The 21,171-nt window shown below is 36.5% G+C and carries 20 protein-coding genes; 15 read left to right on the top strand and 5 right to left on the bottom strand.

Going from position 1 to position 21,171, the window contains the following annotated elements; translation table 11 throughout:
• The first annotated feature begins 16 nt into the window (after positions 1–16).
• The 4 genes from P3U61_RS07010 to P3U61_RS06995 all read left to right on the top strand — a co-directional run bounded on the left by P3U61_RS07010 (position 17) and on the right by P3U61_RS06995 (position 4,277).
• Positions 17–1,300 carry a homoserine dehydrogenase gene (locus P3U61_RS07010; protein ID WP_015729079.1) on the top strand — a complete coding sequence of 428 codons (1,284 nt, stop codon included), beginning with the start codon at positions 17–19 and terminating at the stop codon, positions 1,298–1,300.
• Positions 1,301–1,305: 5 nt separating this feature from the next.
• A complete protein-coding gene (thrC, locus tag P3U61_RS07005) occupies positions 1,306–2,370 on the top strand; it encodes a threonine synthase (RefSeq protein ID WP_014613999.1) in 1,065 nt (354 codons plus the stop codon).
• The gene (gene thrB / locus P3U61_RS07000) at positions 2,370–3,287 is read left to right on the top strand and encodes a homoserine kinase (protein WP_172635631.1); all 918 of its coding nucleotides are present in this window, start codon (positions 2,370–2,372) and stop codon (positions 3,285–3,287) included. Before thrC ends, thrB begins: the two co-directional genes overlap by 1 nt.
• Positions 3,288–3,473: 186 nt before the next feature.
• Complete coding sequence (locus P3U61_RS06995) at positions 3,474–4,277, top strand: Cof-type HAD-IIB family hydrolase (protein ID WP_014613997.1); 804 nt, start codon at positions 3,474–3,476, stop codon at positions 4,275–4,277.
• 153 nt (positions 4,278–4,430) lie between these two features.
• Here P3U61_RS06995 and P3U61_RS06990 read toward each other — a convergent pair whose 3' ends face one another.
• From P3U61_RS06990 to rpmG, 3 genes are all read right to left on the bottom strand, one after another.
• Positions 4,431–4,745, bottom strand: a complete 315-nt coding sequence (locus P3U61_RS06990; protein ID WP_070407762.1) for a hypothetical protein — start codon at positions 4,743–4,745, stop codon at positions 4,431–4,433.
• Between the two features lie 172 nt (positions 4,746–4,917).
• Positions 4,918–6,369 (bottom strand): amino acid permease, encoded by a 1,452-nt coding sequence (locus P3U61_RS06985; protein ID WP_014613995.1) that lies wholly within the window; start codon positions 6,367–6,369, stop codon positions 4,918–4,920.
• Between the two features lie 353 nt (positions 6,370–6,722).
• Positions 6,723–6,872 carry a 50S ribosomal protein L33 gene (rpmG, locus tag P3U61_RS06980; RefSeq protein WP_014613994.1) on the bottom strand — a complete coding sequence of 50 codons (150 nt, stop codon included), beginning with the start codon at positions 6,870–6,872 and terminating at the stop codon, positions 6,723–6,725.
• A 171-nt stretch (positions 6,873–7,043) separates the two neighbouring features.
• On the opposite strand from rpmG, the gene rpsN reads away from it, so the two are divergent.
• The 3 genes from rpsN (at position 7,044) to P3U61_RS06965 (ending at position 9,393) form a co-directional block, all read left to right on the top strand.
• Positions 7,044–7,313, top strand: coding sequence for a 30S ribosomal protein S14 (rpsN, locus tag P3U61_RS06975; protein WP_014613993.1), 270 nt, complete (start codon positions 7,044–7,046; stop codon positions 7,311–7,313).
• An 80-nt stretch (positions 7,314–7,393) separates the two neighbouring features.
• Complete coding sequence (guaC, locus tag P3U61_RS06970; protein WP_014613992.1) at positions 7,394–8,371, top strand: GMP reductase; 978 nt, start codon at positions 7,394–7,396, stop codon at positions 8,369–8,371.
• A gap of 5 nt (positions 8,372–8,376) precedes the next feature.
• Entirely contained in the window at positions 8,377–9,393 is a 1,017-nt protein-coding gene (locus P3U61_RS06965; RefSeq protein ID WP_180292611.1) for a CAP domain-containing protein, read from the top strand.
• A 212-nt stretch (positions 9,394–9,605) separates the two neighbouring features.
• On the opposite strand, the gene lexA is transcribed toward P3U61_RS06965, so the two are convergent.
• Complete coding sequence (gene lexA, locus P3U61_RS06960) at positions 9,606–10,229, bottom strand: transcriptional repressor LexA (protein WP_014613990.1); 624 nt, start codon at positions 10,227–10,229, stop codon at positions 9,606–9,608.
• A gap of 144 nt (positions 10,230–10,373) precedes the next feature.
• Between lexA and sosA the strand changes: the two genes are divergently transcribed.
• The 7 genes from sosA (at position 10,374) to sbcC (ending at position 18,615) form a co-directional block, all read left to right on the top strand.
• On the top strand, positions 10,374–10,607 hold the full coding sequence (sosA, locus tag P3U61_RS06955) for a DNA damage-induced cell division inhibitor SosA (RefSeq protein WP_014613989.1): 234 nt from the start codon (positions 10,374–10,376) through the stop codon (positions 10,605–10,607).
• 266 nt (positions 10,608–10,873) lie between these two features.
• Complete coding sequence (locus P3U61_RS06950; RefSeq protein ID WP_014613988.1) at positions 10,874–11,110, top strand: DUF896 domain-containing protein; 237 nt, start codon at positions 10,874–10,876, stop codon at positions 11,108–11,110.
• 104 nt (positions 11,111–11,214) lie between these two features.
• A complete protein-coding gene (gene tkt, locus P3U61_RS06945; protein WP_014613987.1) occupies positions 11,215–13,200 on the top strand; it encodes a transketolase in 1,986 nt (661 codons plus the stop codon).
• Positions 13,201–13,357: 157 nt separating this feature from the next.
• Complete coding sequence (locus tag P3U61_RS06940) at positions 13,358–13,585, top strand: YneF family protein (protein WP_014613986.1); 228 nt, start codon at positions 13,358–13,360, stop codon at positions 13,583–13,585.
• Between the two features lie 247 nt (positions 13,586–13,832).
• Entirely contained in the window at positions 13,833–14,300 is a 468-nt protein-coding gene (locus P3U61_RS06935) for a CcdC family protein (protein WP_014613985.1), read from the top strand.
• A 158-nt stretch (positions 14,301–14,458) separates the two neighbouring features.
• A complete protein-coding gene (gene sbcD, locus P3U61_RS06930) occupies positions 14,459–15,580 on the top strand; it encodes an exonuclease subunit SbcD (protein ID WP_014613983.1) in 1,122 nt (373 codons plus the stop codon).
• A 2-nt stretch (positions 15,581–15,582) separates the two neighbouring features.
• Positions 15,583–18,615: an exonuclease subunit SbcC gene (gene sbcC, locus P3U61_RS06925; RefSeq protein ID WP_099991923.1), complete on the top strand. Its 3,033-nt coding sequence runs from the start codon at positions 15,583–15,585 to the stop codon at positions 18,613–18,615.
• Positions 18,616–18,843: 228 nt separating this feature from the next.
• Here sbcC and mscL read toward each other — a convergent pair whose 3' ends face one another.
• A complete protein-coding gene (gene mscL, locus P3U61_RS06920; protein WP_014613981.1) occupies positions 18,844–19,203 on the bottom strand; it encodes a large conductance mechanosensitive channel protein MscL in 360 nt (119 codons plus the stop codon).
• Between the two features lie 239 nt (positions 19,204–19,442).
• Between mscL and P3U61_RS06915 the strand changes: the two genes are divergently transcribed.
• Positions 19,443–21,077 carry a BCCT family transporter gene (locus P3U61_RS06915; protein WP_014613980.1) on the top strand — a complete coding sequence of 545 codons (1,635 nt, stop codon included), beginning with the start codon at positions 19,443–19,445 and terminating at the stop codon, positions 21,075–21,077.
• Positions 21,078–21,171 lie beyond the last annotated feature (94 nt).

Genomic DNA, 21,171 nt, shown 5'->3' with positions numbered 1-21,171 from the left:
TTCGGAGGGAAAATAAATGAAACAACTTAATGTTGCATTATTAGGATTAGGGACTGTCGGTTCAGGAGTCGTTAAGATTATTGAAGAGAACCATCAGCAGATTAAAGAAACGATTCAAAAAGATATTCAGATTAAGCATATTTTGGTTCGAGATAAATCCAAAAAGCGACCGCTAAATATTTCACGTTATCATTTGACGGAAGATGTGAATGACATTTTAAATGATGACGATTTGGATATTATCATCGAGGTGATGGGTGGTATTGAGCCGACTGTGGACTGGTTAAAAGCAGCATTAAGTCAAAAGAAACACGTGATTACTGCCAATAAAGACTTATTAGCGGTGCACCTACGTGTCTTAGAAGATTTAGCTGAAGCAAACGGTGTCGCGCTCAAATATGAAGCTAGTGTTGCAGGGGGTATCCCGATTGTCAATGCCATTAACAACGGTTTAAATGCAAATAACATTAGTAAATTTATGGGAATCTTTAATGGTACTTCCAATTTTATTTTGACAAAGATGACAGAGGACGGCGCACCTTATGAAACAGCATTACAACAAGCGCAAGATTTAGGTTTCGCTGAGGCGGACCCAACTGATGACGTGGAAGGTATTGACGCAGCACGAAAAGTTGTTATTACATCGTATTTATCATTTAATCAGGTCATTACGTTAAATGAGGTTAAAACAGAAGGCATCAGTGGCGTGACACCGCAAGATATCGATACAGCCAAAATATTAGGGTACAAAATTAAACTCATTGGTAAAGGCTCATATGCGCAAGGCAAAATTGATGCGTCCGTTCGTCCAACGCTTATTGCACATGCACACCAACTCGCTGCTGTCGAGAATGAGTACAACGCGATTTATGTCATTGGTGATGCAGTCGGTGAGACAATGTTTTACGGTAAGGGCGCTGGAAGTTTAGCTACAGGTTCAGCAGTTGTGAGTGACTTACTCAATGTTGCATTACAATTCGAATCGAACTTGCATACATTACCACCTCATTTTGAATTAAAAACGGAGGCAACGAAAGAAATGATGGACGACGGTGAGACAGTGACATTAAAAGAAAAGGAAAGTTATTATTTTGTAGTGAATACACCTGAAACGTCACTTAAACAAGTGGAATCAACTTTAAAAAGTCACTTACCATTCCATAAATCGCTTCAAGTGATTGAACTCTCACCGACAACATTTGCAGGGATTGTTGTTGGAATTGACACTGATCCGACATCTTATGTTGAACAAGAAGCCGATTATCAAGTTGAAAAAATTTATCCAGTTGAAGGAGTTTGATACGTATGAAATTATGGAAAGGTCTTGTTGAAGAATACAAAGCATTTCTACCAGTAGATGAAAACACACCAACAGTGACGTTAAATGAAGGGCATACGCCACTCATTTATTGTGACACGATGTCAGAGATGTTAGGCATTGAACTTTATGTTAAATATGAAGGCGCTAATCCAACTGGTTCATTCAAAGATCGAGGCATGGTCATGGCAGTCACAAAAGCGAAAGAGCAAGGCAAGAAAATGGTGATCTGTGCCTCGACAGGGAATACATCAGCTTCTGCTGCGGCATATGCGGCGCGTGCAGGTTTAAAAGCGATTGTCGTTATTCCTGAAGGTAAGATTGCTTTAGGAAAGTTATCGCAAGCTGTTATGTATGGTGCTGAAATCGTCTCTATTGAAGGAAACTTTGACGAAGCGTTAGAAATCGTTAAAGAAGTTGCTGAAGATGGAGAAATCGAATTAGTCAACTCAGTCAACCCGTATCGTATTGAAGGTCAAAAAACGAGTGCTTTTGAAATTGTTGAGCAGTTAGATGACCAAGCACCAGATATTTTAGCTATTCCAGTAGGTAACGCCGGAAATATTACTGCATATTGGAAAGGTTTTAAAACGTACGAAGAAAAATATCAAACAGGCTTACCACATATGTTTGGATTCCAAGCGGCTGGTGCTGCACCTATCGTTAACAATCAAGTCGTTAAGAACCCTGAAACAATAGCTACAGCGATTCGTATCGGTAATCCTGCAAGTTGGAAGCAAGCAGTTCAAGCGATTGAAGAATCTGACGGTTTAATTGAAGCAGTCACAGATGAAGAAATTTTAGAAGCGTATCAACTGATGACTTCTAAAGAGGGTATTTTTAGCGAACCTGCAAGTAACGCATCGATAGCCGGACTTATTAAATTACATCGCCAAGGAAAATTGCCTCAAGGTAAAAAAGTGGTTGCAGTTTTAACTGGAAATGGTTTGAAAGATCCGGATACGGCGATTGGTTTATTAGAAAATCCTATTCAAGCATTACCAAATCATAAAGAAAGTATCGTTCAATACATTAAGGACGCGTTAAAATGATAAAAAAACAACTACATTTAGAGATTCCAGCTTCTACAGCGAACTTAGGCTGTGGGTTTGATTCCATTGGTATGGCGCTGAATAAATTTTTACGTATTGACGCCCATATCATTGAAGAAGATCAATGGCGTTTTATTCACAATGGCCCACATCTCGTTGGCTTGCCTGAAGACGAAACACATTACATTTATAAGATTGCACAACAAGTCGCTGCTCAATATGACGTGACTTTGCCCATGCTTGAAATTAATATGTACAGTGATATTCCATTAGCGCGCGGCTTAGGTTCATCTGCTTCAGCGTTAGTAGGGGCACTATTTATCGCTAATTACTTTGGAGATATTGAGCTATCGCAGTACGAATTATTGCAATTGGCAACACAAATTGAAGGGCATCCCGATAATGTTGCGCCAACGATTTATGGTGGTTTAGTCGTGGGCTATCATAACGCTGAAACAAAAGTGACAAGTATTGCGCATATCGATGTGCCAGCGGTTGACTTTATTATTTCCATACCTGAGTACGAACTTGAAACGGTGGAAGCACGCAAAGTTCTACCTGACAGTATTACACATCAAGATGCAGTTAAATATAGTGCCATTAGTAACACGATGATTAGTGCTTTCATTCAACATCATTATGAACTCGCTGGACAAATGATGGAACAAGATGGATTGCACGAGCCATATCGTCAACATTTAATACGTGATTTTGAAGCGGTAAAACGCATTGCCCACGAACATGGTGCATATGCGACTGTGATTTCCGGTGCGGGTCCAACAATTTTAACAATGATTAAAAAAGAAAACAGTGGGCCACTCGTGCGTGCTTTGCGCAAATATGTTGAAGATTGTCATTCTGAACTTGCCACTGTAAATACATCAGGTGTCGTATCGAAAGTAACACATCATTTTTAAGTATTCATATTGTGCGAAAGATTGGGAGCATTTCATTGTTTCCTAGTCTTTCTTTTTTGAGTGACATTAAGATTAAGACAGAAGCGCGTCAAAAGCTTGATGTGCATGCTTTGATTTAGGCTTCTATCATTTTGAATTTACTGCAGTTTAGTGTAAGATAAAATCAAATTGAAAGGAGTTTTGGAGATGAAACCAGATTTAGTCGTTATGGACATGGATGACACGTTAATGACGTCCGAAAACCGTGTCTCTGATAAAACAAAAGCATATTTATTATTACTTCAAAAAAATGGCGTAAAAATCGCACTTGCCTCAGGTCGTCCAACAGCGGGGATGTTACCAACTGCAAAGTCATTAAAGATGGATGAATTTGGAAGTTATATTATGAGTTACAATGGGGCACAAACAATTGAACTCTCTAATGAAGAAGTTGTTTCGAAAAAAGTCATTGAAAAAGCAGAATTCGATAAAATTGTAGACTTTTGCCGTGAACATGAACTTTTCGTATTAACTTATCATGATGATACAATTATTTATGAAGGCGAGCATGAATATATGAATATCGAATCAGAGTTGACAGGATTGCCTATGAAGAAAGTGGACGATATTAAAGACTATATTCAAGATGCTGTGCCTAAAGTGATGGGTGTCGATTATGAAGAGCATATTGCAGAATTGATTAAAAAAATGGATGGCGAATTTGATAATGAGGTCGATATGACAACGAGTAAGCCGTTTTTCCTTGAATTTATGAGTAAAGGTGTATCTAAAGGAGAAGCGATTAAAAAATTAGCTGAACGTTTAGATTTAGATGTGAATCAAATGGTGGCATTCGGTGACAGTGCAAATGATATTGAAATGTTTAAAGTTGTCGGAAAAGCTGTTGCGATGAATAATGCGTCAGATGAAGTGAAATCATATGCGGATATGGTCACAAAAAGCCATGATGAAGATGGTATTCCGTACGCATTAGATCAAATATTGTCATAAACTATCCAATGAAAGCAAGAGAAGATCGTTGAATAATGAGCGATTTCGACCTTGCTTTTTGTTTGTTCTAAAGTCGTGTGAGATGAAATGGTCATATAAATATGTTGGCCAGTAAAAAAGAAGCACTCCTCAACAGAGCACTTCAAAGATTCACTATTTTGCGGTATGCGTCCACTCATGTTTGCCACGATGACGTTTAATATGCGCATACACTTGATCTGCAGCATAATCTAAATTTGTGTACACAGTGATGGCAAACGCCGATTGAGACCCTTCAAAATCGGTCTCCGAATACAACTCTTTTAAATGTTGGAATAAACTTTCCATTTGTTCGTGCGTTAAACTACTATACTCTCTTAACGTCCGTTTCAACAACTTTCCGTTTTTCTCTTCTAAAACTTGTACCACAATGACAAAGCGTTCTTCAGTTTTTAAAACATCATCGAAAAGGTTTGTTTGTCCTATCATCACGTGCCCACCTTTACAATTTATTAATTTAATTATACATGAAATCGCAATATGTAGGAAATGGAATAGTCAAGTTTTTAATGAAATTCATCTTTTCAAACACGATGTTATTGTAATGGAAGTAAAATAGACGAAAAAAAGAGCCCTGCACGGAAGGCTCCTTTATTTGAGTTTATTCGCGATAAGATTCATGTTCGCTTAAATCAATCTCTTCAAGTGGAATGATGCGTGTCTTGTGAATCAACTTATGAACGATATAGACGAGTAGTAAAATGAAAATAGGTAAAAAGTTTTGTGCTAATTTCGCTAAATCAAAATGAACAAATGCTTCAGCTGAACTACCGAGAATTAAGAATAACAACGTTGCGATAACGATAATAGGTCCAACAGGGTAAAATGACGCCTGATAAGGTAACAATTGATTGATATCTTTATTTTGCTTTTTAATAGCACGTCGTAATCTGATTTGAGCAATAATACTTGAGGCCCAAACAAATGTAACGAGGGCACCAATAATATTGAGCAAGCCCATGACACTTTTTGGATTAAAGTTTGCATAAATCGTAACGGCTGCAATGAAAATAAATGTTGTGTATAAAGCGCGTAATGGCAGTTGTGAACGTGAATGAATGTGACCTAAAAACTTTGGTGCTTGTCCGTCTTGACTTAATGAGAACAACATACGACTTGTGGTAAAAACACCTGAATTTGCAGCTGAAAGTAATGATGTTAAAATCACCGCGTTTATAACAGAAGCTGCAAAAGCAATACCGACTCTATCAAAAACAATCGTAAATGGACTTTGAGCGATTGAACCACTTTGATTGAGTAATGTTGGATCTGTATAAGCTAAAATGGCAGAAATCACCGCGATAGACAACACATAGAATAATAAAATGCGCCAAAAAACTTGTTTGATCGCACGTGGCATGGACGTTTTCGGATTATCTGATTCACCCGCTGTAACTGCAACGACCTCAGTTCCACCAACGGAAAAGCCTGCGATTAATAAGACGCTTAAGAATCCTGAAATGCCCCCAACAAATGGTGCTTCACCCGTTGTAAAGTGTTTAAAACCGTAATAATGCCCTCCTAAAATACCGAAAATCATTAAAATGCCTAGGACGATGAAAATAATAATCGTGACAACTTTAATTAAAGATAGCCAAAATTCAGCTTCACCAAACGCTTTAACGGTAAAGATATTCACTAAAAATAATAAGGCTAAAAAGATTAAACTCCATACAAGCGGTGAGAAGAAATGAAATGCATCCCAATAGTTAATGACACTCGATGCAACGATAATATCTACACTTGTGACAAGAGACCAAATTGTCCAGTATAACCAACCCATCGTAAAACCTAAAGATGGGTCTACAAAACGATTGGCATAACTACTAAATGCTCCAGACACAGGGTAAAAAGTTGCCATTTCTCCTATTGATGACATTAAAAAGTATAACATCACCCCGATGACTAAATAAGCAAGTATCGCGCCACCTGGACCAGCTTGAGCTATCACCCCACCAGTTGCGACAAAGAGCCCTGTACCAATCGCGCCTCCAATGGCAATCATTGTAATATGTCTTGATTGGAGGCCTCTGCTTAAATTTTTTTCTTCCATACATATCTTCTCCTCAACAATTAGCTTTCTATATATTTTACTTGTTAAGGGGATGAGTTTCAATAAAAATTTGCGACTTTAAAGCGATAAAATATCGAGGGGATTAAAATTGAGTATGAAAAATAGAAAATACGGTGGAGAAATTCATCATGATACAAAGGGTGTAAGCAGTTTTGCGACTAATATGTAGAATAGTTGTATAATGAAAAGGTAAATAAAAAAGTCAAATGATGTTTGAAATCATTTGACTTATGTCGTATTTTAATTATAAGCAAGGTGACGCGCTCGCTAACGCATTGATGTACTTGTGTAATAAGCGTTGCACAATCAATGACAGTGATTATTCACTATGATTATTTTGTTTCTCTGTGTAAAGTGTGTTTGTTTAATCTTGGGCAATACTTCATCATTTCAATACGCTCAGGATTAGTTCGTTTGTTTTTAGTTGTGATGTAGTTACGGTCACCACATTCAGTACATGCTAAAGTTACATTTACGCGCATGACTAGTCCCTCCTTTTCAAATTGAAACTATTACGATTTATTATTTTAGCACGAGCCAAGCATTTTGCCAACTCTTTTTTATTTTCATCAATTAAAGTCTTGCCAAGAAGAAGAGGCATGTGCTAATATGTAAAACGTAATTATTACGATTTGTAAGGAGTGTTCATATATATGGCTAAAAAGTCGAAAATTGTAAAAGAGCAAAAAAGAGAAGCATTAGTCGCAAAATATGCTGAATTACGTAGAGAATTAAAAGCAAAAGGCGACTATGAAGCGTTAAGAAAATTACCAAGAGATTCTTCACCAACACGTTTAACACGCAGATGTAAAGTGACAGGTCGTCCTCGTGGTGTGCTACGTAAATTTGAAATGTCTCGTATTGCATTTAGAGAACATGCTCATAAAGGTCAAATTCCTGGCGTTAAAAAATCAAGTTGGTAAAGCGACCCCCTCTTTATTTTACTTTGTTCCTTAAAGGTAGTATATTATCAAAGGAATAAAAAGATAAAGGGGCTTTTTTTATGAAAATTTTTGACTATGAAGATATCCAACTCATCCCGAATAAAAGTATTGTAAAAAGTCGTTCAGAAATCGATACATCTGTACAATTTGGCCCGAAACGTTTTAAATTGCCAGTTGTGCCAGCTAATATGCAAACAGTGATGAATGAATCTTTGGCAGAATGGTTTGCGCAAAATGATTACTTCTATATTATGCACCGATTTGATGAAGCAGCGCGTTTACCTTTTGTCAAAAAGATGCAAAGTAAAGGGTTATATGCTTCAATTTCTGTAGGTGTTAAACCTGGAGAATTTGAATTTATTGATGCCTTGAAAGCTGAGAATCTTACACCAGAATATATTACAATTGATATTGCACATGGGCATTCAGATCAAGTGATTGGCATGATTCAATATATTAAGGAACATTTACCTAAAGCGTTTGTGATTGCAGGTAATGTCGGTACACCAGAAGGCGTGAGAGAACTTGAAAACGCGGGTGCTGATGCAACGAAAGTCGGTATTGGTCCTGGGCGTGTTTGTATTACAAAAATCAAAACTGGATTTGGGACAGGTGGATGGCAATTAGCTGCAGTCAATCATTGTAGTAAAGCTGCCCGTAAACCTATTATTGCAGACGGTGGTATCCGTACACATGGCGACATTGCAAAATCAGTGCGCTTTGGTGCATCAATGGTCATGATTGGTTCTCTCTTTGCGGCTCATGAGGAATCACCGGGTGAGACAGTGGAAATAGAAGGTAAAAAATATAAAGAGTACTTTGGCAGTGCGTCAGAATATCAAAAAGGTGAACGTAAAAATGTTGAAGGCAAAAAGATGTTTGTCGAACATAAAGGCTCACTTCAAGATACTCTTGTAGAGATGCAGGAAGATTTGCAAAGCTCGATTTCTTATGCAGGTGGCAAAGATGTAGATGCCTTAAGAAAAGTAGATTATGTCATCGTACGCAATTCTATCTTTAACGGAGACCGTGACTAAAGGAGCTGTTCGTTATCAAAAAATTTCTCTCAATCACCGTTGTAGGTATCATACTTTTATTACTCATACCACTTCAGCCGAATGAGACATTTTCTAAAATTGCGACACCATTTACCCAACAAATCGATCAACTTGTAGAAGGTAAAACGAACGAAACAACACTTAAAAAGCCTAAATCACAAAATTTTGCACTTAGAAATATTCAGATGAACATGAGTCGTAATGAAGTCGAACAAAAACTCGGTCCACCTGAGTCAGAAATTGGTAATGAATACGGAACAAAATGGCAAGTTTATCATCAAGATTTTAGTAACTTCGTGATGGTCAGCTATATTGATAACAAGGTGCACGGTCTGTATACAAATCAAAATATGATTACATCGAAAAGTGGTGTGAAATACGGAACAGCTAAAAAAGCGGTACGTAAAGAACTGGGTCAACCGATTAAAGGGATTCAAAAAGGTCGCACCATTTATGAAAATGATAACGATGAATACGATATATTTGATAAAGACGGGATTTATACGACTGCATTTTATGATCAACATGAAAATAATCAATTAACAGGATTAATGCAAATCAGTCATCAAATGGAAAATAGATTGAACAGTCAATATGCAGCCCCATCAAAATATTTACAAGAAAGTTTTGAGAAAGAAGATTATTATTTATTAAATGCTGAGAGAGTTCAAAAAGGATTGCAACCCCTTAGCTATTCGAACAAATTAGCTAGCACTGCGCGTAAGCATAGTACGGACATGGCTGAAAATCAATATTTTGACCATACAAATCTTAAAGGGGAATCACCATTTGAGCGTATTGAAAAAGACGGCCATCAATATCAGACAGCGGCAGAAAACTTGGCATATGGTCAAACGAGTGCAATTTTTGCGCACCATGGATTAATGAATTCAAGTGGGCATCGTAAAAATATTTTGAATGAACATGTCAAAACAATCGGTATTGGTGTAGACTTTAATGAGAAACACCAGCCGTATTGGACTGAAAACTATATAGGCTAATGTTTTGAATGGTAATTTTGGGGAATAGCAATCGTGGAAGTGATTTAAATGACATCAAAGCAGAATCATTCAAAGCAAAATACTTTGAATAAAAAGCAATCACAAGATGATATTTTAATACAAGTGAAAAAAATTCTGAATAAAAATTAGCAAGCGCGGACCTTACATATAAGTTGTAAGGTCCATTTTTTGAAGGAGTGGTTTACGCAAGATTACATTTCTCTAAATAAGCCAATGACTTTACCTAATACTGTAACTTGTTCTAGATAAATAGGTTCTAAACTACTATTTTCTGGTTGTAAACGATAACGATTTTTTTCTTTGTAGAAACGTTTTACAGTAGCTTCATCTTCCTCAGTCATTGCAACAATGATGTCACCATTTTCAGCAATCGATTGACTTCTTACAATAACTTTATCTCCGTCTAAAATACCAGCTTCAATCATACTATCTCCCATAACGTTAAGTATAAAAATCTGGCCGTTATGTGTCGATGTAAAATGTTCAGGCAACGGATAATACTCTTCAACATTTTCAATAGCAGAAATAGGTGTCCCTGCTGTAACTTTACCGATGACAGGGACATAGATTGTTTCTTCCATATTCACAGGTTCGCCCATCAATTCATTCACAATCTCTATAGCGCGCGGTTTTGTTGGGTCTCGTCGAATATAGCCCTTTTCTTCTAACCTTGACAAATGCCCATGTACAGTCGAACTTGAAGCTAACCCCACAGCCTCACCAATTTCACGAACACTTGGTGGATACCCTTTTGATTGCACGACATGTTTAATAAATTCAAATATTTCATTTTGTCTTTTAGTTAATTCTCTCATTTTCCACACTCCTTCTCAGTACTATTTGTTGATATTATAACATACCACGCGAACATTAACAAACGTTTGTTCGTTTTAGTGTTGACATAGAACGTTCGTTCTGTTAGATTATTAATGCAAACAAATGTTCGAGGAGTGACGAAGATGCTTCACATTAAAAGTTCAGAGGTTTACTTGTTCTTATCAGTGTTTATCATTTCTTTAATCTTATTTTTATCCTTCTTTTTACTCGCCACTGATGCAAGTAAAACAGAACAAACGTACGAAATGACAGATCATCAACTTAAAACGACACCAACAGAACAACAACAAAAATACGAACAGCAGCGTAACCATACAAACGAACAGTCCGTTGTAGCTGTGACGTTGAGTCATTAAATAAGCCATACAAAGACCGTAGTGAAAAAAAGGTTCAGGTGATTTTCTCTATGGTCTTTTTCTAGTTTCTTCTTTAATACATGTAAATTCATTAAAAAACACGAAATGGTCTTTTTAGTAGATGGAATTACTATACGAGAAAAAGTGTTAGCTTGGAATAACGCTCAAACAATGACAGCGCTTACTTTTATGCTGAGTTCAAGCATTTGGTTTTATAACATTTTTCTGTTATATTTTTGTAAAGAAAATCACGGAGGGGAGCTCATATGCTTAGTAAAGAAAAGTTAAATCGAATTAATGAACTCGCAAATAAGAAAAAAAGTGAAGGCCTTACTGAAACGGAAGCAAAAGAACAATCTCAATTAAGAAGTGAGTATTTAGAAGTATTTAGAAGCAGTTTTAAAAGCCAAATAGAAAACACAAAAGTGATAGATCCAGATGGCAATGACGTAACGCCTGAGAAATTAAAAGAAGTTCAAAAGCAAAATCAATTACGTAGTTAGTATTTTTGAACATAATGGATAACGCGGTGCCATTTATTAGGTTTCAGACAGTGTTTCGGTTATAATGTAATTATGATATGGAATCAGAAAGGAAGGATTTTCAAATGAGTCAACGAAATGATAGCTTAGCTATAAATACAATACGTGGATTAAGTATTGATGCTATTGAGAAAGCGAATTCAGGTCATCCTGGTTTACCAATGGGGGCAGCACCAATGGCATATACTTTATGGACACGCCATTTAAACTTTAATCCAAAGTCACATGAATATTTCAACAGAGACCGCTTTATTTTATCAGCAGGTCACGGATCAGCATTGCTTTATAGTTTATTACATGTGTCTGGTTCACTCGAACTTGATGAGTTAAAACAATTTAGACAATGGGATTCTAAAACACCTGGACACCCAGAATATCACCACACACAAGGTGTAGAAATTACGACTGGACCACTTGGACAAGGTTTTGCGATGTCAGTTGGTATGGCAATGGCTGAAAAACATTTAGCTGCTAAATTCAACAAAGATATCGACGTTGTTGATCACTACACTTATGTATTGGCATCTGACGGTGACTTAATGGAAGGTATTTCACATGAAGCAGCTTCACTTGCAGGTCATTTGAAATTAGACAAATTGATTACACTTTATGATTCAAACGATATTTCTCTAGACGGGGAAGCTTCAAAAGCATTCTCTGAAGATATTAAAAAACGTTTTGAAGCTTATGGTTGGAACCACATTCTTGTAAAAGACGGTAACGACATTGAAGCGATTGATAAAGCGATTGAAGAAGCTAAAGGTCAAGCTGGTCCAACAATCATTGAAGTGAAAACAATCATTGGTTACGGTTCACCTAACAAATCTAATAGTAACGCGTCACACGGTGCGCCACTTGGTGAAGAAGAACGTAACTTAACATTCGAAAGCTATAACCTTGATCCATCTAAACATTTTCATGTTGAAGATGAAGTTTATGACATTTTCAATTCAACAATGATTCAACGTGCGGATGAAAATGAAAAAGCATGGAAAGAAAAAGTGGAACAATACGCTGAGAAATACCCTGAATTATACAAAGAGTTTGAAGATGCTATGGCAGGTAAATTACCTGAAGGCTATGAAAATGAACTTCCTAAATTTGAACTTGGTCACAAAGGGGCTTCTCGTGCAGACTCTGGTGATGTGATTCAAGCGTTAAGTAAAGCCGTACCAACATTATTCGGTGGTTCAGCTGACTTAGCTTCATCAAATAAATCAAATGTTAAAAACGAAACTGACTTCTCTGCTGAAAATGGCGTTGGTAAAAACGTATGGTTCGGTGTACGTGAATTCGCAATGGCAGCAGCTGTTAACGGTATGGCTGCACACGGCGGTTTACACCCATATGGTGCGACATTCTTCGTATTCAGTGACTATTTAAAACCAGCATTACGTTTAGCAGCCATTATGGGCTTACGTTCAACATTCGTATTCACACATGACTCAATTGCTGTAGGCGAAGATGGTCCGACTCACGAACCAATCGAACAATTGGCTGGTTTAAGAGCGATCCCTAACTTAAACGTTATTCGTCCAGCTGATGGTAACGAAACACGTGTTGCATGGAAAGTCGCTGTTGAATCAAACGGCACACCAACTGCATTAGTATTAACTCGTCAAGGTTTACCTGTATTAGATGTGGAAGAATCTACAGTTGAAGAAGGCGTAAGAAAAGGTGCTTACGTTGTATTCGAAACTGAAAAATCTCCAGAATACGTTTTATTAGCATCTGGTTCAGAAGTGAGCTTAACAGTAGACGTTGCTAAAGCACTTGAAGAACAAGGTAAAGGTGTACGTGTCATTTCAATGCCAAACTGGAACGCATTTGAAAATCAATCAAAAGCATACCAAGATGAAATTTTATTACCACATGTTGAAAAACGTGCAGCTGTTGAAATGGCAGCTTCATTAGGTTGGCATAAATACGTTGGTATGAACGGTGTTGTTGTAGGTATCGACCGTTACGGTGCAAGTGCGCCTGGCGACTTAGTTGTTGAGAAATACGGCTTCACTAAAGATAATGTTTTAGCAGAAATTGAAAAATTATAATTTCCTCTAAAATAGTGTCAAATATAGCGTCGAGCTCGATCAGTCGATTTTGAGCTCGGCTTTTCTTTTTAGATTTGGTATAAATTTGTCTTCCATATCTTGAAAAGCATACATAATTTTAGTAAAATGCAAAAGGATAAAGAAAGTGGGTGAAACTATGGCTACATGGTTAGCAATTTTATTAATTGTTATTGCACTTATCGGTGGATTAGTTGGGGGCTTTTTCTTAGCACGTAAATATATGATGGATTATTTAAAGAAAAACCCACCAATCAATGAAGAAATGTTACGCATGATGATGATGCAGATGGGACAAAAACCATCTCAAAAGAAAATTAATCAAATGATGACAATGATGAACAAAAACATGGATAAAAAAATGTAATGTTCTTTAACGTTAACGATAGCAAGGATTTGTGCTGGAATTAAAAAATCGCGCATCCTTGCTATTTTTTTGAAGGCAAGCGAGACAACAAGTTTTTGGTTTCAACAGTTCAACGATACTTTTTAATATGGAAAACTATTGAATATATCCATTTTCCATTCAAAACGACAAGTATAGACCATTACTCATTTGACTTGTCATATGATATACTTATTGGTATCTTTGGATGATGTTAGGAGGAGCAGCGTTGACATATTTAGTTCTATCCATACTCATTGCGTTTGTAATGGGTGCAGGTGTCATTGTCATTAGAATGAAGGCGCAAAAATATCCAGTAAATACAAAGAAAATTATTTTGCCTCCTTTCTTTATGGCTACGGGTGCACTGATGTATGTCGTCCCTTATTTTAGATTAACTGGTTTTGAAATCATTGAATCCGTCGTGTTAGGGGTTGTTTTTTCAAGTGTACTCATTATGACCTCGCATTTTGAAGTCAAAGGTAGCCAAATTTATTTAAAAAAATCTAAAGCATTCCCATTTGTGCTGGTCACGTTATTACTGTTTCGTACAGTGCTGAAAGTCTTCTTAGGTAATTCTGTAGACCCTGGGGAATTAGCGGGGATGTTCTTCTTGCTCGCGTTTAGTATGCTTGTACCTTGGCGACTTGCAATGCTTTATCGATATAAAAAAATCAAAGACCAAATTGTCGCATAATGAGTATGTTATTGACCTTTGCAGTGAGCGTGCTGCGAGGTCTTTTTTCTATAGTTGAAAGCAAGTGCAAAATGTTAATAAATAGCGTCGGCAATCACTTGAAATGAGCCATAGCATGCTATAAAATGAAATCGAACATTTGTTCTGAGGTGATGGAATTGAAATTAATACATACGGCCGATTGGCATTTAGGCAAAGTTTTAAACGGTCATTCGTTTTTGGAAGATCAGCAATACGTATTAAAACAATTGATTGAAGTGCTTGAACGTGAACAACCGGATGCACTCATTATTGCAGGAGACATTTATGATACGGCTTATCCGAGTAAATATGTGATTCAACTGATGGAAGAAACGATTGCAAAAATCAATTTAGAGATACAAATCCCGGTTGTGATGATTAATGGCAATCACGATGGTAAAGAACGTTTGCGCTATGGTGCCTCTTGGTTTCGACATAATCAGCTTTATATTACTACGGAAATTGAGCAATTTTTTGAACCAGTGATTTTGGGGAATGTGGCCATTTATACGCTACCATTTTTTACTTTATCTGAAGCACGTGAGTATTTAGAAGTGTCTGTAGAAAATTACGAAGAGGCTGTGAAAAAATTAGTCGATCAAGTAAGACCACAGTTAAATCCTGCAATGACGAACATTTTAGTGGGGCATTTTACGCTTACAGGTGCGCCAAAAAGTGATTCGGAACGTGATATTACGATAGGTACTATTGAAGCAGTATCGCCACAATTTTTGGTAGATTTTGATGCGGTCATGCTTGGACATATTCATCATCCTTTTGCGAGTCAGTATCAAAACGTTGTGTATAGTGGTTCACTGTTGCAATATTCATTTTCCGAAGTGCAACAAGTTAAGGGAGTGCGCTTATTTCATATTGAAGCCGATCAAGCGATACGCCAAAGTTTTATCCCATTAAAGCCAGCCCGTGAATTAGAAGTTGTTGAAGCAAGTTTTGATGATATTATGAATGGTCGTTTTAAGCGTAAAAGTGATGACAATTATTTTCATTTTAATGTTGAACAATTAACGCACGTCAAAGACCCTATGCAAAAGTTGAAACAAATTTATCCGAATACACTGTCGTTAACGCAACAAACACAACCGTCATCTTATCAGTCTAAAGTATTGGCAGATGTTAAAAAGTTATCCCCATTAGATATCGTGGGTCAATTTTACTCTGAAATGACGACCGATACGCTTTCAGAGACGCAAAAAAGTAATGTCATCCAGTTGTTAGAAACGATGAATGAGGAGGAATAATCATGAAACCATTAAAGTTGCACCTTCAAAATTTCGGCCCATTTTTAGATGAAACGATTGATTTTTCCCGTATTCAATCTAATCAACTGTTTCTGATTAGTGGTAAGACAGGTTCAGGTAAAACGATGATTTTTGATGGGATTGTGTATGCATTGTATGGTCGTGCATCGACAGAAAAAAGAGAAGTGAAACATTTAAGAAGTCATTTTGCAGCCGCTACCAAACCTTTAACCGTCACGTTTGAATTTGAAATTTCTGGTAGATTATATAAAGTCGTTCGTGAAGCATCGTTTTTAAAACCAGGTAATAAAAATGAAACGAAACCGAAGCTTGAAGTGTATCGTCATAAGGCAGGGCGCTTTGAACTTATAGAGAGTACAATTCAAGCAGGGGAACGCTTCATTTTAGAACTTCTAAAACTCAAACAAGATCAGTTTAGACAGTTGTTCGTATTGCCTCAAGGGGAGTTTAAAGAGTTTTTAGTCTCAAATAGTTCAGATAAGCAAACTATTTTAAGGACGCTTTTTAATACGCAATTATATGATATGTTGAAAAATCGACTCACTGATAAAACGAAAAGCATGAAAAATGAAATCGATCAAATCTATACCAAAATACAAAGTGCTTGGGATGAATTGTATACACTAGACCATCCTGATTTAGTAGTGGAAAAAGGACTCAAAAGTGAACAATATGATTTGATGATGGCTGCATTACCTCAATTTGAAACGATTGCAGAACAACAAGTTTCAAAAGTGCAAGAAGAAAAATCAAAGGTTGAAAAAGAATTAAAAAGTGTGAATGAAGCAGTAGAACGTCAAATTTTACGCCAACAATTATCTGAACAACAGATACAATTGAAGATGAAACTTGAGCAATTTGAAGTACGCCAACTGCACATTCAGCAACTTGAACAGCAATTAAAGTTAATGAATGAAAGTAAAATGGCGCTGAAAATGTATCAAAATCTTCAAGAATTAGAAGTGGCATTAAAACGACAACAAAATGAGTATGAACAACTGCAGAATGAAAACGAAAATTTAGAAACAGAACAAATTGAACAGCAACAAACGCTTGAAACGCATTTATTACAAGAAGATGAGATGAACCAAAAAGCACAGTATCTTGAGCGCACACATCATTTTTATCAAGAGTGTAAGCAATTGAAGGAAAAATATACACGTATGACAAACATTGAGCAAACGATACAAAAGTTAATGCAGGATAATGAAGAAGCAATGCAAACACTTGAAGCGATTGACAAGGACGATTTAGAACGCCAACCTGATTATGAAAAAAAATCACAATTACAAACTGAACAGGCAGTGTTAGTAGAAAAAGTTGCGACATTACGCATCGCACAAAATCATGCAACACTTCAAGCGCGACAACAACAACAGCTTCAACAATACACTGAGGATTTAAAGCGAATCGATGGGGAGATTGCTCAAAAGCAGGCGAATATTCAAGTCATCTCAGAAAATGAACAACAGTTGTTGAACCATGAACAAGCTGTTATGACATTGCGCGCGACATTAAGTCAAAATGATCCATGTCCAGTATGTGGTCAAACGGTGCATCATGTTGAAGCGGATGCTGACATAGAACAAATTAAAAAGATTCAACAAGAAAATCGTATTATTGAGCAAACACTTGAAAAGCTTAAAGAACAAAAGATTAAATGTGATGCAAATATTGCGCACACCAAAGCACAACTTGCTGAAATCGGTGAAGTTGATTTTAATGAAGAAAACCTCAAGAAGGCAGAAACGGAACAACACGACATAAAACAAAAGCTAGAGGCCATCGATAAAGAAAATTCACGCATTGCAACCATTCAAGAAGAAGTTGGTCGTATTCATCAAGTGATAGACGAAAATCAACAGCAAATACAATTGTTAAAGAACGAACAAGAATACATTCAAGAGCGTATGGACAGATTTGTTGCTGAAACGGCATACGACGATATTGAGACATTCCAATCAGCCTTTACCCAATTGAAATCAGCTGTCGATCAGTTTTATCAAGAAAAAGCAACATTAACCGAACGACGTGATCAACTTACAACAAAGATAAAAGAGCAACAATATGAGATACAATTGTGTGTACATCAAATCATTGAACGTTCAAAACAAGTGCAAACTTTAAATGCCGACATTGATGAAGCATTGGAAGCATTAAACATTCAGAATCGTGAAACATTACTTGATATTTTACAAGACAGTGTTTATAAAGAAGCATATGAACAAGAAGTGAAAACGTATCATCATGAAAAACAAATAGTAGAACTTAAAATGCAAGATGTGTCTCAGCAACTGTCCGCAATTACCGTTGAAGATTTAGATGATTTAAAAGTAAAACAACAACAACAACGTGCAGATTTTGAAGATGTACAAAGACGTTTTAATGAATATGCATTTCAAGCGACACAAAATCAAAAAACAGCACAAAAAATTAATGATGAAGTGACTTATTTAAAAAATACTCTCAACGAACAAATTGAATTATTTCAACTTGCTGAAATTTTGAGTGGCAAAAATGCACATAACCTAACGTTAGAAAATTACGTTTTAATGCATTATTTAGAACAGATTTTGTTGAAAGCGAATCAACGCCTCCTCAGTATGACCGGACAGCGTTATGAATTAGTGAGAAATGAGAAAAAAGGAAGAGGGTTTAGTGGTCTTGAGATTGAGGTGTTTGATTACTATTCTAACCAAGCGCGTCACATTACATCATTGTCCGGTGGTGAAACGTTCCAAGCCTCACTTGCATTGGCGTTAGGATTAAGTGAAGTCGTTCAAAGTGAACAAGGTGGCATTGCGTTAGATGCGATGTTTATAGATGAAGGATTTGGGACACTTGATCAAGAAACGTTAGAAACAGCCCTCGATACTTTAATTCAATTGCAATCGAGTGGTCGATTAGTCGGTATCATTTCGCACGTTTCAGAACTAAAAAATCGCATTCCGATTATTTTAGAAGTTGTATCTAAAAACTACCAAAGTACAACGCATTTAAGAAGCAATGAATAATCATGATGCATGTTTTTGAGATGTAACCGGTTTGATCCTGTATCGAAATCGAGAAAACGGTGATGAATAAGCTGATGACATATATTCCTCCGTACGCACGTGAAACTGCCACCAATGCTTTTCTATTCAAAGGTGTTGGTGACAGTTTTCTTTGATAATATTCGTGGCATAGGATATATAAAAAAGAAGCTGAGAAAATTGAATTTCACAGCCTCACTATATTACCGATTATTTACTGTCTTTACGTAATAAATCACGAATTTCAGTTAATAATACAATATTTTCTTCTACGACAACTTCTTCTTCTTTTGGTTTTACAACCGTATTTGCGATTTTAACAAAAATGAATAATGCAAATGCAATAATAATGAAGTCGATGATAGATTGAATGAAAATACCATATTTAATACCATACATTGACCAGTTTTTCGCAAAGTCAACTTCGCCAAATAATAAACCGATTAATGGCATGATGATGTTTTCAACTAACGATGTAACGATTTTATTAAAGGCGGCCCCCATGACAACGGCGATTGCTAAGTCAAGCACGTTACCTTTTAACGCAAAGTTTTTAAATTCTTGCAGCATGTCCAATTCACCTCTAATTACAAAATTTTTGAATAACAAAAACGATTATACACGAAAGCACAATTATTGCAATACAAAATTTTCTTAAAAATCCATACATTTCTTAGTACATTGATTATATGATAATGTTTTGTTATGGTATATATGTCGATTGCACTTTTAATTTAATTATTGAGTTTTTTTGATTATTAGTGTGTGATACTTAAAATTTAATATGAGGAAAGGGAGTATGTTATTTTATGAATTCTTCAACTCCAGAACCAAATGGTAAGAAGTTTTCTCCTGTATTCTTAGTTAGTGCGATTATCGTTTTTGCGATTGTACTGATTGGTGTATTCATCCCAACACAATTTGGTGAATTTACGAATACGATTAAACTTTGGATTACAGATAAACTGGGTTGGTATTATCTTATTTTAACTACGATTATCGTATTCTTCTGTATCTTTCTAATTTTTAGCCCAATCGGAAAGTTAAAGTTGGGACGTCCAAACGACAAGCCGGAATTTAATACAGTTTCTTGGTTTGCGATGTTGTTTAGTGCAGGTATGGGGATTGGTTTAGTCTTCTACGGGGCAGCTGAACCTATTTCTCACTTTGCGTCTCCTCCTAATGCAGATCCACAATCTACGGAAGCATTTACCGAATCATTACGATCGACATTCTTTCATTGGGGTTTTCATGCATGGGCAGTTTATGGCGTAGTTGCGTTAGCGTTAGCATATGCACAATTTAGAAAAGGAGAACCGGGATTACTCTCTAAAACGTTGCGCCCAATTTTGGGAGATCATGTCGATGGCCTTATCGGAACAATTATCGACGTGTTGGCAGTGTTTGCAACAGTGATAGGTGTTGCGGTTTCACTTGGTATGGGGGCATTACAAATCTCAGGTGGTTTAAATTACTTATTTGGTTTACCTAATACAATTGTGACGCAATCTATCATTATTGTTGTTGTAACTATCTTATTTATTATGAGTGCATGGTCAGGATTAAGTAAAGGGATTCAATATTTAAGTAATTTAAACATTGGACTTGGTACATTGTTATTAATTACGGGACTAATTGTTGGACCGACAGTGTTAATTTTAAATATGTTTACAAGTTCAACAGGTAGTCTATTAAATTCATTCTTATTCAACAGTTTTGATGCAGCAGCTACGAACCCACAAAAGCGTGAATGGATGTCTGACTGGACGCTTTATTATTGGGGTTGGTGGTTAAGTTGGAGCCCATTCGTTGGTGTTTTCATCGCACGTGTATCAAAAGGACGTTCGATTCGAGAATTTATTTCGGGCGTATTACTTGTACCTGTTATCGTGAGCTTTATTTGGTTTAGTGTATTTGGTGTATTAGGAATTGAGACGGCTAAGAAACATAAAGAGATTTTTGATATGTCAGCAGAAACACAATTGTTTGGTGTATTCAACCATATCCCGCTCGGCATTGTTTTATCAATAATCGCATTATTACTTATTGCGTCATTCTTTATTACATCAGCAGATTCGGCGACATTCGTATTAGGTATGCAAACTACGAATGGTTCGCTTAATCCAAGTGCATTCATTAAAGTGACTTGGGGGATCGCACAATCATTAATCGCGTTTGTCTTGTTACTTTCAGGTGGCGGTGACGGAGAAGCAGGTTTAAACGCCTTGCAAAGTGCTGCGATTATTAGTGCGTTACCGTTTTCCTTTATTGTGATTCTGATGATGATTAGTTTCTATAAAGATGCCAATAAAGAGCGTAAATTCTTAGGCCTTACTTTAACACCGAATAAGCATCGTTTGAAAGAATACGTCGCAAATTCACAACAAGATTATGAAGACGAATTGATTTCAAAACGTAAAGGCTTACGTGAACAAGAAAAATAAATATGAAATTTTACGGTTGGTGATTACATATCATCAGCCGTTTTTTACGTTATCGCTCATATAGTGTCAATATCTTATACGGATATGTCTCCCC

Source organism: Staphylococcus pseudintermedius (assembly GCF_034042775.1).
In the GTDB taxonomy this organism is placed as follows: domain Bacteria; phylum Bacillota; class Bacilli; order Staphylococcales; family Staphylococcaceae; genus Staphylococcus; species Staphylococcus pseudintermedius.
The sequence above is the reverse complement of the archived record's forward strand: the minus strand, read 5'-3'. Positions and strand labels throughout refer to the sequence as shown.

What these genes read in the sequence shown, in the direction of transcription:
- P3U61_RS07010 (WP_015729079.1), top strand. Translation starts at nt 17, where the DNA reads ATGAAACAACTTAATGTTGCATTATTAGGATTAGGGACTGTCGGTTCA.
- thrC (WP_014613999.1), top strand. Translation starts at nt 1,306, where the DNA reads ATGAAATTATGGAAAGGTCTTGTTGAAGAATACAAAGCATTTCTACCA.
- P3U61_RS06995 (WP_014613997.1), top strand. Translation starts at nt 3,474, where the DNA reads ATGAAACCAGATTTAGTCGTTATGGACATGGATGACACGTTAATGACG.
- P3U61_RS06990 (WP_070407762.1), bottom strand. Translation starts at nt 4,745, where the DNA reads ATGATAGGACAAACAAACCTTTTCGATGATGTTTTAAAAACTGAAGAA.
- P3U61_RS06985 (WP_014613995.1), bottom strand. Translation starts at nt 6,369, where the DNA reads ATGGAAGAAAAAAATTTAAGCAGAGGCCTCCAATCAAGACATATTACA.
- rpmG (WP_014613994.1), bottom strand. Translation starts at nt 6,872, where the DNA reads ATGCGCGTAAATGTAACTTTAGCATGTACTGAATGTGGTGACCGTAAC.
- rpsN (WP_014613993.1), top strand. Translation starts at nt 7,044, where the DNA reads ATGGCTAAAAAGTCGAAAATTGTAAAAGAGCAAAAAAGAGAAGCATTA.
- guaC (WP_014613992.1), top strand. Translation starts at nt 7,394, where the DNA reads ATGAAAATTTTTGACTATGAAGATATCCAACTCATCCCGAATAAAAGT.
- lexA (WP_014613990.1), bottom strand. Translation starts at nt 10,229, where the DNA reads ATGAGAGAATTAACTAAAAGACAAAATGAAATATTTGAATTTATTAAA.
- sosA (WP_014613989.1), top strand. Translation starts at nt 10,374, where the DNA reads ATGCTTCACATTAAAAGTTCAGAGGTTTACTTGTTCTTATCAGTGTTT.
- P3U61_RS06950 (WP_014613988.1), top strand. Translation starts at nt 10,874, where the DNA reads ATGCTTAGTAAAGAAAAGTTAAATCGAATTAATGAACTCGCAAATAAG.
- tkt (WP_014613987.1), top strand. Translation starts at nt 11,215, where the DNA reads ATGAGTCAACGAAATGATAGCTTAGCTATAAATACAATACGTGGATTA.
- P3U61_RS06940 (WP_014613986.1), top strand. Translation starts at nt 13,358, where the DNA reads ATGGCTACATGGTTAGCAATTTTATTAATTGTTATTGCACTTATCGGT.
- sbcC (WP_099991923.1), top strand. Translation starts at nt 15,583, where the DNA reads ATGAAACCATTAAAGTTGCACCTTCAAAATTTCGGCCCATTTTTAGAT.
- mscL (WP_014613981.1), bottom strand. Translation starts at nt 19,203, where the DNA reads ATGCTGCAAGAATTTAAAAACTTTGCGTTAAAAGGTAACGTGCTTGAC.
- P3U61_RS06915 (WP_014613980.1), top strand. Translation starts at nt 19,443, where the DNA reads ATGAATTCTTCAACTCCAGAACCAAATGGTAAGAAGTTTTCTCCTGTA.